General features: G+C 63.0%; 11 protein-coding genes. 5 read left to right on the forward strand and 6 right to left on the reverse strand.

The genetic code is table 11. The features are described from left to right. Positions 1 to 12 precede the first annotated feature (12 nt). The 4 genes from KY495_RS02445 to KY495_RS02460 all read left to right on the forward strand — a co-directional run bounded on the left by KY495_RS02445 (position 13) and on the right by KY495_RS02460 (position 4701). Positions 13 to 1296: an MFS transporter gene (locus tag KY495_RS02445; protein ID WP_219882194.1), complete on the forward strand. Its 1284-nt coding sequence runs from the start codon at positions 13 to 15 to the stop codon at positions 1294 to 1296. Further along, positions 1296 to 2429, forward strand: coding sequence for an ABC transporter ATP-binding protein (locus KY495_RS02450; protein WP_219882195.1), 1134 nt, complete (start codon positions 1296 to 1298; stop codon positions 2427 to 2429). The genes KY495_RS02445 and KY495_RS02450 overlap by 1 nt, the downstream gene beginning before the upstream one ends. Before the next feature lie 133 nt (positions 2430 to 2562). Continuing rightward, positions 2563 to 3933, forward strand: coding sequence for a lipopolysaccharide assembly protein LapB (locus KY495_RS02455; RefSeq protein WP_219882196.1), 1371 nt, complete (start codon positions 2563 to 2565; stop codon positions 3931 to 3933). A 162-nt stretch (positions 3934 to 4095) separates the two neighbouring features. After that, entirely contained in the window at positions 4096 to 4701 is a 606-nt protein-coding gene (locus KY495_RS02460) for an NAD(P)H-dependent oxidoreductase (protein WP_219882197.1), read from the forward strand. Between the two features lie 4 nt (positions 4702 to 4705). Here KY495_RS02460 and KY495_RS02465 read toward each other — a convergent pair whose 3' ends face one another. Both KY495_RS02465 and KY495_RS02470 read right to left on the reverse strand, forming a co-directional pair. After that, the gene (locus tag KY495_RS02465) at positions 4706 to 5671 is read right to left on the reverse strand and encodes a cupin-like domain-containing protein (RefSeq protein ID WP_219882198.1); all 966 of its coding nucleotides are present in this window, start codon (positions 5669 to 5671) and stop codon (positions 4706 to 4708) included. A 73-nt stretch (positions 5672 to 5744) separates the two neighbouring features. Continuing rightward, positions 5745 to 8546, reverse strand: coding sequence for a TonB-dependent receptor (locus tag KY495_RS02470; protein ID WP_219882199.1), 2802 nt, complete (start codon positions 8544 to 8546; stop codon positions 5745 to 5747). 347 nt (positions 8547 to 8893) lie between these two features. Between KY495_RS02470 and KY495_RS02475 the strand changes: the two genes are divergently transcribed. After that, complete coding sequence (locus KY495_RS02475; protein WP_219882200.1) at positions 8894 to 9631, forward strand: GntR family transcriptional regulator; 738 nt, start codon at positions 8894 to 8896, stop codon at positions 9629 to 9631. A 28-nt stretch (positions 9632 to 9659) separates the two neighbouring features. On the opposite strand, the gene KY495_RS02480 is transcribed toward KY495_RS02475, so the two are convergent. The 4 genes from KY495_RS02480 to KY495_RS02495 form a co-directional block, all read right to left on the reverse strand. Beyond that, entirely contained in the window at positions 9660 to 10442 is a 783-nt protein-coding gene (locus KY495_RS02480) for an SDR family oxidoreductase (protein ID WP_229518466.1), read from the reverse strand. 92 nt (positions 10443 to 10534) lie between these two features. Then, positions 10535 to 10987, reverse strand: a complete 453-nt coding sequence (locus tag KY495_RS02485) for a CBS domain-containing protein (RefSeq protein WP_229518467.1) — start codon at positions 10985 to 10987, stop codon at positions 10535 to 10537. Between the two features lie 119 nt (positions 10988 to 11106). After that, on the reverse strand, positions 11107 to 11451 hold the full coding sequence (locus KY495_RS02490; RefSeq protein WP_219882202.1) for a DUF3579 domain-containing protein: 345 nt from the start codon (positions 11449 to 11451) through the stop codon (positions 11107 to 11109). A gap of 120 nt (positions 11452 to 11571) precedes the next feature. After that, positions 11572 to 12540, reverse strand: coding sequence for a CobD/CbiB family protein (locus KY495_RS02495; protein ID WP_219882203.1), 969 nt, complete (start codon positions 12538 to 12540; stop codon positions 11572 to 11574). Between the last annotated feature and the right edge of the window lie 59 nt (positions 12541 to 12599).

Raw genomic sequence — 12599 nt, forward strand, 5'->3', positions numbered from 1 at the left:
GAAGGCACCACGATGACGATCGAAAAATCATCCACAAGCAGTCCGGCCTGGTGGGTTCCCAGCCTGTACCTGGCCCAGGGCCTGCCATTTTTTGCGGTAATGGTCCTGGCCGGGCAGATGTTAAAGAGCATGGGCCTGGCCAATGACGTCATTACCCACTGGACCGCGCTGCTCGGTGGCGCATGGATCCTCAAGCCGCTCTGGAGCCCCTTCATGGAACTGGCCTCGAGCAAAAAGAAGATGGTGGTGCTGTTCCAGCTGGCAGGCGGCATTTGCCTGGCGCTGGTGGCGGTAGCGCTGCAATTGCCGTTCTGGTTTGCGGCCGTCATCGTCATGCTGGCCCTGATCGCGATCTGCTCGGCCACCCACGATATCGCCTGCGACGGCCTGTACATCGTCAGTCTCGATGACAAGCAGCAGGCGCAGTACGCCGGCTGGACCGGCACCTTTTTCAATGCCGGCCGGGTGCTGGCCGCGGGCGGGCTGCTGTCGCTGGCCGGTTACCTGGAAAAGACCAGTGGCGTGGTATCGGCATGGAGTTCGGTGTTCGTGATCCTGGGGATCACGATGGTGGTACTGGCGGCGTACAATTTCAGCGCCCTGCCCCAGGCGCGCAACGCCGCCGTGAACAGTCAGAGCGCGCGCGACATCGCCACCACCCTGTACGAAGTGATTGTTGAATACTTCAGGAAGCCCGGCATCTGGATCGCGATCGCCTTTATCATCCTGTTTCGCGCCGGCGAAGCACAGGTGCAGACCATTGGCCCCTTGTTCCTGCGCGAAGCACGCGAGCTGGGCGGCCTGGGACTGTCCACCAGTGAAGTGGGCGCCGTGTACGGCACCGCCGGCACCGTCGCATTCATTGTCGGTAGTATTGCCGGCGGCTATTTCACTTCCTGGCTGGGCCTCAAGCGCGCGATCCTGCCACTGATCCTGGCCGTGAACCTGCCCAATATCGTGTTCTACTACCTCGCTGCCGCGCAGCCAACCGAACTGACGGTGATCGGCCTTGCCCTCGGTGTCGAAATGTTTGGCTACGGCTTTGGCTTCGTGGGCCTGATCCTGTACATGATGCAGGTGGTCGCACCGGGCAAATACCAGACCGCGCACTACGCACTGTCCACCGGCATCATGCAGCTGGGCTTTGCGCTGTTTAAGTACTTCAGCGGCGATGTGCAGATCGCGCTCGGCTACCAGAACTTCTTCCTGTGGGTGCTGGCGTGCTCGGTGCCGGTCTTGGTGATGTCGCAGATGATTGGCATGAGTGCCATTCAAAAGAACGTGGCGCCGGCCTGATGGCAAGCGTGAGCCTGCGGGGCATCGGCAAGCGCTACGGCAACGGTCATGCCGTCATTGACGGCGTGAACCTGGACATCGCCCACGGCGAATTCATGGTCTTTGTGGGGCCTTCGGGCTGCGGCAAGTCGACCCTGCTGCGCATGATCGCGGGACTGGAGCGCATCAGCGCAGGTGAACTCGCCATCGGCGGACAGCGGGCCAATGATCTGGCGCCGGCGCGGCGCGACCTGGCCATGGTGTTCCAGTCGTACGCCTTGTACCCGCACATGACGGTGTTTGAAAACATGGCATTTGCGCTCAAACTGGCCGGCTGCAAGGGTGCGCAGCTGGAGCAGGCGGTGCAGCGCGCCGCCCACATCCTGCAGATCACGGAGCTGCTGCAGCGGCGGCCCAAGGATCTCTCCGGCGGCCAGCGCCAGCGCGTGGCGATCGGGCGCGCCATCGTACGCAAGCCCGGCGTGTTCCTGTTTGACGAGCCGCTCTCGAACCTGGACGCGAGTCTGCGCGTGCAGATGCGCGCGGAACTGCGGCGCCTGCACCAGGACCTGGGCGCGACCATGATCTACGTGACGCACGACCAGGTGGAGGCGATGACGCTTGGCCAGCGCATCGCCGTCATCCACGCGGGGCGCATTGCGCAGGTGGGGACGCCGCAGGCGCTGTACAACGCGCCGGCCAACCTGTTCGTGGCGGGCTTTCTGGGCGCGCCAAAAATGAATTTCATCGCGGCGCAGCTGGTGGAAGCGGCCCCCCAGAGTGCCAGGGTGAGTCTGGCCGACGGCACCGCAGTGATGGTGCCGGTGGACGCGCGCCGTGCGCAGCCGGGCGAGCAGCTCACGCTGGGCATTCGCGCCGAGCACCTGCTGCCTGACAGCGCCGGCCCCCACAGCATCGCCTTGACCGTCAATCAGGTGGAATACCTCGGTGACCAGACGATCGCCTACGCCAGCCTTGCAGGCAACGCGGTCCCGATTGCGCTGCGCCAGCACGCCACCAGCGTGGACCTGCACACTGGCGCCATCATTCACGTACGCCCCGACGCCAGGCACTGCCATCTGTTTGACAGCGCCGGCGACGCCTTCTTACATCCCGTTACTATTCCGCAGTCGAATCAAGCCACCATTGATTAGTTTATGTGACAATATGCGCTTCGCCTCGAGCGTCTGCGCTCCAGAGAAATTCTATTGCCACATAACATGTCCACTATTTGACGGGTTCGCGCGTTAGAGCAAAACCTGCACCAATTTATTTAAAGGATTATCCATGTCCCAGTTTCGTCTCGTTCGCCTCAGCCTGATCGCCGCCGCCCTTGGCCTCTCCGCCGCGCCGGCCCTGCTCACCAGCGCCCATGCGCAAGCCCAGCCGGCCGCTGCGGCCGCCGCACCGGCGGCGCAAGAGACCATTCGTCCGGACATGTTCAAGCTGATCGATCCGGCCAAGGTCAAGGAGATGATGGCGGCGAAAAACTACGCCGCTGTGCAAGCGAACCTGACTGCCGCACGCGCTTTCCCGAACATTACGCCTTACGAGATGTACGTGATCAACCGCATGGAACTGTCGCTGGGCGCGACCACGGGCAACGACAAGATGGCCATGGCTGCGCTGGAAGCGGTGATCAATTCGGGACGCTTGAACGCAACGGAGAAAGCCACCTTCATCGAGGCGCTGGCCAACTACCATTACAACGCCAAGGATTACAAGAAGGCGATCGAATGGATGAAGACCTACCAGAAGGAAAGCCCGACGCCGGAAAAAGTGACGCCGGCCCTGGCCCGCGCCTACTACATCACCGACGACTTCGCCAATGCGAAGGTGGAGGCGGAGCGCATGATTGCCGAGGCTGAAAAGGCAGGCCGCAAGCCATCGCAGGAAGACTACCGCCTGCTGGCCAGTGTCGCCGCCAAGCTCAAGGACAATGCCGGCTACATTGCCGCGACCGAAAAGCTGGTGGCCAGCTATCCGAGCGCCGATTTCTGGACCGACCTGATCCGCCGTCTGCACAACCAGAAGAACCTCAATGAGCGCCTGCGCCTGGACGTGTACCGCCTGCAGATGGCAACGGCCAAGGAAATGGAAGATGTGGAGTATATCGAAATGGCTGAGCGTGCCGCCGCTGCCGGTTTCTTCGCCGAAGCCAAGCAAGTGCTGGATGCAGGCTTTGCAGCGGGCAAGCTGGGCAATGGCGCTGACGCTGCCAAGCACAAGGCTGCGCTCGCCAAGGCAACCAAGAACGCGGCAGACGATGCCAAGACCATTGCCAACGGCGAAGCGGGCGCCATGAAGGCCAAGTCCGGCACCCCCCTGTTCAACCTGGGCCTGGCCTACGTTGGCATGGACCAGGCCGACAAGGGCATCGAGATGATGGAGCAAGGCATCGCCAAGGGCGGCATGAAAAATGCCGACGACAGCAAGCTGCGCCTGGCCGCAGCGTACGCCAAGGCTGGCCGCAAGGACGATGCACTCAAGACCCTGCGCGAAGTCAAGGGCACTGACGGCGCGGCCGACATTGCCCGCTACTGGATACTGCATCTGAATGCACCGGCTGCAGGCACGGCAGCACCAGCTGCGGCCGGCGCTGCACCCGCGGCGACGGCGCCTGCTGCTGCACCAGCGCCGGCGGCACCGGCAAAATAAGCGCGCGGTCCGCGCGGTCAGGCGGCTGAGGGAGGCGGTTCGTGGCGCGAGTCACGCCCGCCTTTTTTCTTGACTGCATTTGTTAGCCAACGAACATTTCAATTGGTAAATCTCTTGCATACTTGATTCAGCACTTGAGTACTTAGTTGGAGGAATCACCGCATGAATGCAGTAATTTTCAAGCAGGACAATCCGGGCGCCGAACGCAGCCGCGTTTTGCTGATTGATGGATCGGAACAAGACGATTCGGCCCAGCGCGAGCACACGGTGCGCATGGTGCACCTGTCAAAACAGTTGCTGGAGGAATCCGGCATGGAAGTGGAATTGCTGGACCCGGCCCTGCACCGCTCCTCCGACGTCTACGAAAAATGGCTGTTTACCGATGGCGTCATGATCATTGCGCCCACCGGCTCGGAGGCGATCGGACGCCAGTTCCGGCCCGCCATTGACCGCCTGGCCGCTGCCGGCTACACCGCCAAGCTGGCCGACCGCGCCTACGGGGTGGTGGTGCATGGCCAGCGTGATCAGATGCCGGGCATGCGCGAAGACCTGACCGGCTGGCTCGATGGCATGGGCATGGTGGACGCGGACAGTTTTGCGGCGCTGGACCATCACCTGGGCTATCACGAGGGCGTACCGGGCGCGGCGCAGGAGCAGCACGACTACGAGGCTGAAGTGCGCAGCGTGGCGCGCGCGGTCAGCAACGCGGTGACCGAGCTGCGTGCCGGCAGGCTCACTCCCCCGGAACGGCGCGCCCGCGCCGCCTGACAGTCTACGGCGCCGGCCCGGACGGCCTGGCGCCCGACAGCACGCCGCGCGCATGCGGGTCGATATGCGCGCCCGGGTGCGCCGGGTCGAACACATAATGGCCGAACAGGGCCGCCCACGCGCGCCGCTGTGCCGGCGGCAGCGCCCCCAGCGCCTGCATGCAGGCCACCATGCTGTCAAACACATCGACCGCGGCCGACGCCTGCCACCAGTAGTTGACCAGCATGTTGAGCATGCCGTGCGACTGCACATGGTGCCACCACAGCGTGGGGATGAAGAGCGCGTCGCCGGGCACCAGATCGGCCACCAGGGCATGCGCCAGTGCCTGGCGAAAGCGGGGAAAACGCGCGTGATCGGGCTGCGCGAAATCGACCATGCTGATGGGCGTGGGCGTGGGTGCGAAGTCCAGCGGCCCGATATACAGGTTACCCACCTGATCGGGCGGGAACAGGGTGAAGCGGCGCCGCCCGGCCACCACGCAGGCGAGATTGTGCGACTGGTCCACATGGGCCGGCGTGGTGATGGTATTGCCCAGCCAGATGCGCGGACGCACGGCGGCGTCGAGAAAAGGAAGCATGTGTTCGCGCGCAAAGCGGGGCGCACACTCATCGAGCAGGGCGCTTTGCACCGCCACCGAAGGCGGGTCGGCAAACTGCGAATAGCGCGCCAGCTGCTCGATCACGGCCGACAGCGGCAGCTTGCGGCGAACAAAGTTAAAGCCCTTCATGCCGGCACTGTAGAACAGCCTGCCCTGTTCCTGCGGCCCTGCCAGCAGCGCGTCGACCGGCGCGCCGCTGTCGCACTCCATCAGGTAGCCACACAGGTCTTCGGGCGAAGCCAGCGCGCGCCGCACCGCCGGCCAGTGGCGGACAAAGCCGCGCAGGATGGCCGGATGCTCGCCTGCCACAATGGCCTGGAATGCCGCCCCATCGACGGCTTGAAATTCGGGCAGTACCTGGTCTGAAGTCATATCCGATTCTGGCATAAAAAAACCCGCCCGGGCCAAACCAGGCCGGGACGGGAAAGCTTCAACTACCCAGACCTCAGTACTTCAGGCGCAGGCCGGCGTAATACTGGGCGCCGTTGGCATAGAAGCGTGCTGGCTGGTCCTTGTTGTAGTTGTAGTTTTTCAGGATCGGCTTGTTCAGGTTCTGGCCGCTGAAGGTGAGCGTCAGGTTCTTTGTCAGCGAATAGTTAAACGATACGGCCAGCTGGCCCACCGCATCCTGGTACAGCGGCGTTCCCCGGTCCAGCGCCGCCAGGTAGGACGAGCGCCAGGCATAGCTGATGCGGGCATTGAACTTGTCGTTTTCAAAGAAGGCGCCGGCGTTGGCCGTCACCTTCGATGCGCCCAGCAGGTCGCAAGGGCTGGACGTGGTCACGGTCTGCAGCGCCGGGCAGGTGCCGAAGTCCTGCTCGGAGTCGGCCAGGGTGACATTGCCGTCCACCCCGAAGCCCTGGCCCAGCGGCAGCTGCAGCGCAAATTCCGCACCCTTGATGGAGGCGCCCACGTTCACCGGCGAGGTGATGGTGTATTCCGCAAATACCGGGCTGCCCGATTGCTCGGACGCGCGGCTGTCAACGAAGGTGGCGCGCGAGCTGCCAAAGCCGACATAGTCGTTCAGGTCCATATAGAACAGGCCCACCGAGGCCAGGGCGCGCGGCGCGAAGTACCACTGCACGGTGCCGTCGATATTGTTCGAGATGACCGGCTGCAGCCTGGCGTTGCCGCCGTTGCCGGTATGGGTTTCGTCGGTCAGGCTGACGGTGCCGCCCAGGGCGCCGAAGTCCGGCCGCGTCATGGTGCGCGAGACGCCGAAACGGGCCACCACGTCGGAGCGCACGTCGAACTTCAGGTTCAGGCTGGGCAGCACCTTGGTGTGGTTGTTTTCAATCGCGGTACGCTGCACGAAGCCGCCCCACGGGTAGGCCGGCAGATTGGCGCCGGGGACCTGGTTGGGCACGATCTGGTAGCCGTTGGAAGTGCCTTCGGTCCGCACCACACGCACACCGAGGTTGCCGCTCCAGCCATCGCCTTCCATGTCGCCCGACAGGTAGATGGCCTTGGTCTTTTCGGTCAGGGCGAACATGTCGGTGTAGAAGGTGCGCGACAGGCTGCGGTTAGAGTGCAGGTCGCCCCAGGCGTTGAGAATGGCGCGGTCGATCTGCCACACGTTGCGCGGGAAGTCGCCGCCCAGGTCCTTGCCGAAGTCGCCCGGGTAGACTTCGCCGTTCCAGGCCGGGTTGGTATTGGCGGTGCCAGGCTCGGTATTGTCCCAGTTCGGTCCCTGCGCCACGGTGAAGTTGCTGCGCTCATGGTCGGTGCCGCGCACGCCGAATTTGAGGCCCGTGAAGGGGCCTGCATCGAGGCGGTATTCGGCATCGAGCTGGGCGTAGGTCTCTTCGTCCGAGGTGGTGGCCGGCGACAGGCCGAACACCCAGTCCAGGATGGTGCCGGTGAAGACCGAGGTATCGATCGACGGGAACTTGACCGTGGCCGGGCTGCCCAGGCCATTTAGCTGGTAGCTCACACCCGAATTGTTGACGTCACCCTCGTACACGCCCTGCGACGGCGTGGCGCCATAGCCGCGCGTCTTGCCGGCCTGGCCGCGCAGCACCAGGGCCTCGCTCATGCGGTACTTGAAGGCCAGGTCCAGAAAGTCGCTCTTGGCATAGGCGCCTTCGCGCACGATGTCGTCCACGATACCGTAGCGCAGGGGCGCGGCAGCCGTGCCGCGGTTGACGAAAGTGGCCGAGGTCAGGGTGCCATTGTGAACCGTGTAGCTGTCGGGCGAGACGCCGCCGCCCAGCGCGCCGCTGCCGAGCATGTCGGACATGTAGTTGCGGTTGTAGTTGCCCGCTTCAAGCTTGGAGCTGAAATAGGTCGCTTCGGCCGAAAAGTCGCGCGACGGCTTGAACTGGATGTCGACCAGGCCGCCCTTGCGGTGGCGCTCCTGCTCAAACAGCGAGGAACCGATCAGGCGCGGGTACCAGACATTGGCCAGGTCAGGGTTGGCCGTGGCGACGGGACCGTTGGCCGGGATCTGCGACCATTGCAGCAATTCCTGGCCGTCGCGGCGCAGGCTGCGCTTTTCGGAAAATCCCTGCAGCAGCACGCCCACGGTATTGGTGCTGTTCTTCCAGTTGACCAGGGCCGACACTTGCGGGTCGGTCTTGCCGGCCAGGGTGGCATGCACGGCCTGGATCGAGGCTTCAAAGGTCAGCGGGTTCTTGAAGTCCAGCGGCTTGCGGGTGATGACGTCCACGGTGCCGGCCACCCCGCCTTCGATCAGGTCGGCGGTGGGACTCTTGCGCACCACGACCTGGCCCACGATTTCGGACGGCAGCAGCGAATAGCTGGCGCTGCGGCCCACGGCGCCCCCCACCTGGTCCAGCACGAACCAGTCTCCCGAGGCAATGGCATGGCCGTTGATGGTGGTCTGGGTCAGGCTGGGCGAGGTGCCGCGCAGGGACACGCGGTCGTTCTCGTCAAAGCCGCCGGAACCGGCCGCCGAGGAACTGATGTTCACGCCGGGCAGGCGCTGCAGCGAGTCGGCCACGTTCTTGTCGGGCATCTTGCCCACATCTTCCGCCGTGATGACTTCGACGTTGGCGGCGGCATTGCGCTTGACTGCCAGCGACTGCTGGAGCGAGGCGCGGATGCCGGTGACGATGACGACCTCGCCCTGGGACGCTTCCGGCGTGGCTTGCGGCGCTGCCTGGCGGGCACTGGCCGGCAGCGCCGTGCTCAATACCAGTGCGGCGACGGCGGCAGCGGCCGGCGTGAGGCGGTTGATGACGAGTGGGCGCACCGGACGGCGTGCTGCTGCCTGATTCTGCTTCATGTTTGATCCCCTGGAGTGCGGCTTCGCTGGGAAGCCTGTTCATTTTTCGGCAAGACAATTAATGCAACTGGTACCACTACTGCTAAAACCAATCTAGCGCCAATATACTACTGGCTAATACCAGATAGCTACCAATTTCCGTATTATTTTGGTATGCCGTTTCGTCAATCTCTGGGACAATGCCCGGGGTCAATAAGTGGTCTGCACCGGGCGGGGGGATTGGAAGCGGCTCCAAGGGGCGCGGTGCCGGTTTTGGTCTAATTTTGGTATTATCGGAACCGGCCAGACCGGACCAACGGAAAGTGTGGCAAAGATGCAGCACTTTTCTTTTTATAAGGCGTATTGGTATGACCTCACTTGTCCACATCATGCAAAACCTGGCGCAGACGAGCAGCTTGCCGCTGTACCAGCAATTGCAGCGGGCACTGCGCGAAGCGATCGACAAGCGCGTCTTCGGCCCGGACGAGGCCTTGCCGGCAGAGCGCCAGCTCGCCACCGACCTGTCGATTTCGCGCATCACGGTGCGCAAGGCCATTGACGGCCTGGTCAGTGAAGGCTTGCTGGTCAAGCGGCCCGGTTCGGGCAACTTCATCAATACCAGGATTGAAAAGAATTTCGCCAAGCTGACCTCGTTTTCAGAAGACATCCTGGCGCGCGGGCGCACCCCGCGCAGCGTGTGGCTGGCCCGCTCGGAAGGCACGGTCACGCCGGAAGAAGCGATGCGCCTGGGCCTGTCGCCGGGCGCGCCCGTGTACCGCTTTCACCGCATCCGCTACGCCGATGAAATTCCGATGTGTATCGAGTATGCGACCATCGTGGCGGCCGCCCTGCCCTCGCTTGAGACCGTGGGGGTGTCGATGTACCAGGCGCTGGAAGAGGCAGGCAACCGCCCGGTGCGGGCGCTGCAGCGACTGTCGGCCATCTTGCTCAATGCCGAGCAGGCCAAGCTGCTCGACTCCAAACCGGGCGACGCGGGCCTGTCGGTGGAACGCCTGGGATTTTTGCGCGACGGCAGCGCCGTGGAGTTTTGCCGCTCTTACTTTCGCGGCGACATGTACGACTTCGTGGCCGAACTGAGTTCATAGCAGGCCGGGCAGCCGGCCTGCTGCTGCACTAGATGGCGGTCAGACCGCCGTCAACGGCCAGCTGGTGACCGGTGACAAAGGAGCTCTTGTCCGAGCACAGCCACAGCGCCGCATTGGCCACTTCTGCCGGTTCGCCAAAACGCCCCAGGGGATGGACTTTTTTGAGTTTTTTCTCGCGCTGCGGTTCGCGCTCAAGCGCACGCGCCATCATGGGCGTATTGATCACGCCGGGGCACACGCTGTTGATCCGAATATTGCTCAGGGCGTACTCGGCCGCAGCCGTGCGCGTCATGCCCACGACGGCATGCTTGCTTGCCGCGTAGATGGGCTGGGTGGGGGCGCCCACCAGGCCGGCCACGGACGCGGTATTGACAATGCGCCCGCCCCCTTCCTGCTTGAGCATCTGGCGGATTTCATATTTCATGCACAGCCAGGTGCCCTTGACGTTCACACTCATGATGCGGTCAAACAACACTTCGTCGGTCTCGGCCAGTGGCAAGGCTTCTTCTTCAATCCCGGCATTATTGAAAGCACAATCCAGGCGTCCATAATACGCAACAGTTTTGTCGATCAGGGCCTCGACTTCGGATGCCCGCGTCACATTGCATTGCACAAACAAGGCCTTGCCGCCCCCCTCCACAATCATGGCAGCGGTGGCATGGCCCCCGTCCACCGATGTATCGGCCACCACCACGCACGCCCCGGCGCGCCCGAAGGCCACTGCCGCCGCCCTGCCAATACCGCCTGCCGCCCCCGTTACCAGGACCACCTTGCCCTCGAACGAAGTATCTTTCACCTTAGTGTTGTGCACGATCTGACGCCTTTCCATGTTGCAGTCCAGAAGTCGAAGCTTCCATAGAGCAACATCTTAGCGTAAAGATTCATGCTTCGCAGCAATAAATGTTATTGGCGTGCGCGTTTTTCGTGGCTTTGCTGATGCGAACTGATACGCGACAGTTCCCCCATCTCTTCGGCCAGGAATTCGAGCAGGTCGTCCACGCTCACGATACCGGTCAGGCCGCCGCCACTGTTGACCACGGGAACGCGCCGGATGCCGCGAAAGCGCATCCGTTCAATGGTTTCATAGACATCGTCTTCCTCGGCTGCCGTGAGCAGGTCGTCGCTCATGATGTCGCCCACCAGCAGGCTGGCCGGGTCCAGGCCCAGGGCAATCACGCCGACCACGATGTCGCGGTCGGTCACGATCCCGACCGGCATCTTTTCGCCATTGGGCTGGTCCACCACCACCACGTCGCCCACGTGGTATTTTCGCATCAGCAGGGCAGCGCCCTGCACCGTTTCATCGCGCTTGCAGTAGATGGTTTGTACCGTGCAGATTTCGCCAACTTTCATCATCCCTCCCCGGCCGCAGCCAAAGTCATGTTGGGCAGGCGCCCGCGCGCCCGCGCGAAGTCTTACGCTATCGCGGGCACCTTGACGGCAGTTGACATGGCTCAAACCGGCCACGGAGCAGCTCAGGCTTTCGGGTCGCCCGGTAATGGAAGGAAACAGGCGTCGACCACTTGCAGGTCGTTGTCCTTGGCGAAATTGCGCACGAAGTGGTAAGCCAGGGGTTCGAGCTGTTGCAGGTCGTTGTTGACCACCACGGCCTTGACACCGCCCAGCATGGTCGGACGGACATAGGGGGAGTAGGACAGATGGGCATTGCGCCCGCCCGTGCCTTCCGGGCGAAAACAGGACATCACGCCGCACAGGCGGTCGGCCCAGTCGCTGGGACGGAATTGCCGGCCGTCGCTGGTGAGGCCAAGAATGAAGAACTCTTCCTGCAGCTTCATCTTGTTGTCAGATAACTCGGCCATAGGCAGTCGGAAACGGGTGGCGTCCCGGGTGCTGGCACCCGGCTCGTGGAACCCCGGTATTATATCTTATAGAAGAGTCCCATGCACCCTGCGTCAAGCCGGCAGGGCGAAGGCACCGGCTCAGGTGCTGCCGCCCAGCCAGTTGGCGCCGGATACGAGCAGCAGCAGCATCATCCATAGTAACAGGGCGCGCCACACCAGTCCCACCGTGCTTTGCAGTGCGCGCGCGCTTGGCTCTTCGCCGGGCATGATCTCGACATCGCTGTCGGTGGAATCGACCGTGGCCGCGTCCGGCGGCAAGACCTTGGAAGCGTTTTCGTTGGGGGTGCCCAGGCGAATGCCCATGGCGCCGCCGCCGGCGGCCAGGATGATGCCGCGCGGCTCTTCCGTCCAGCGGTGGGCGAAATTGCGCCATGCATAAATGGCATCCTCGAAATTGCCCACCACGGCAAAGGCAACTGCCGTCAGGCGCACGGGGATATAGTCGATCCAGTAAAAGGCGCGGGTGGCAAACTGGCCAAAGGCTTCATTGCGCATGTGTTCGGGCTCGTTCCAGGCGCGCGCCAGGTATTCCGAGACCCGGTACAGCACGGCGCCGGCCGGGCCGAGCGGCATCAGGACCCAGAAAAACACGCCAAACACATTGCGGTGGGTGGTGATCAGGGACTTTTCCACGGCAATGCGCGAAATTTCCGAGACATCCATGCCGACCGTGTCGATCTTGACCCATTCGGCCAGCAGGCGCCGCGCCTCGGCCTCATTGCCGGCCGACAGGGCCAGCTGGATGGAAGTGAAATAATGGCTATAGTGGCGAAAGCCCAGCGTCAGGTAGATGATGAGCACGTTCCAGGCAAAGGCCACCAGTTCCCAGCCCAGGTTCATGAACACCCAGTAGATGAGCGCGGTGGGGATCATAAGGCCGGCGATCAGCAGGAGCCAGCCCATGCGACCGTTGGCGGCATCACCGGCGTTGAACCAGCCTTCCATCTTCATGGCAAAGGCCTTGATCTCGGCATAAATCAGATTGTCTGCGCGCAGGGGCTTCAATTGCTCGATGAGGAGCGCGCAAAGAATGGAGAGAAATGTCATCAATGGTCCTTTTCGAGTGCTGCGAGACGGCGTCGCTCGCTACGATAGCGCAGAGCCAA

The sequence above is a fragment of the Massilia sp. PAMC28688 genome (assembly GCF_019443445.1).
In the GTDB taxonomy this organism is placed as follows: domain Bacteria; phylum Pseudomonadota; class Gammaproteobacteria; order Burkholderiales; family Burkholderiaceae_D; genus Telluria_A.

Coding starts and splice junctions, on each gene's coding strand:
- KY495_RS02445 (WP_219882194.1), top strand. CDS start 13: ATGACGATCGAAAAATCATCCACAAGCAGTCCGGCCTGGTGGGTTCCC.
- KY495_RS02450 (WP_219882195.1), top strand. CDS start 1,296: ATGGCAAGCGTGAGCCTGCGGGGCATCGGCAAGCGCTACGGCAACGGT.
- KY495_RS02460 (WP_219882197.1), top strand. CDS start 4,096: ATGAATGCAGTAATTTTCAAGCAGGACAATCCGGGCGCCGAACGCAGC.
- KY495_RS02495 (WP_219882203.1), bottom strand. CDS start 12,540: ATGACATTTCTCTCCATTCTTTGCGCGCTCCTCATCGAGCAATTGAAG.
- KY495_RS02485 (WP_229518467.1), bottom strand. CDS start 10,987: ATGATGAAAGTTGGCGAAATCTGCACGGTACAAACCATCTACTGCAAG.
- KY495_RS02470 (WP_219882199.1), bottom strand. CDS start 8,546: ATGAAGCAGAATCAGGCAGCAGCACGCCGTCCGGTGCGCCCACTCGTC.
- KY495_RS02490 (WP_219882202.1), bottom strand. CDS start 11,451: ATGGCCGAGTTATCTGACAACAAGATGAAGCTGCAGGAAGAGTTCTTC.
- KY495_RS02455 (WP_219882196.1), top strand. CDS start 2,563: ATGTCCCAGTTTCGTCTCGTTCGCCTCAGCCTGATCGCCGCCGCCCTT.
- KY495_RS02465 (WP_219882198.1), bottom strand. CDS start 5,671: ATGACTTCAGACCAGGTACTGCCCGAATTTCAAGCCGTCGATGGGGCG.
- KY495_RS02475 (WP_219882200.1), top strand. CDS start 8,894: ATGACCTCACTTGTCCACATCATGCAAAACCTGGCGCAGACGAGCAGC.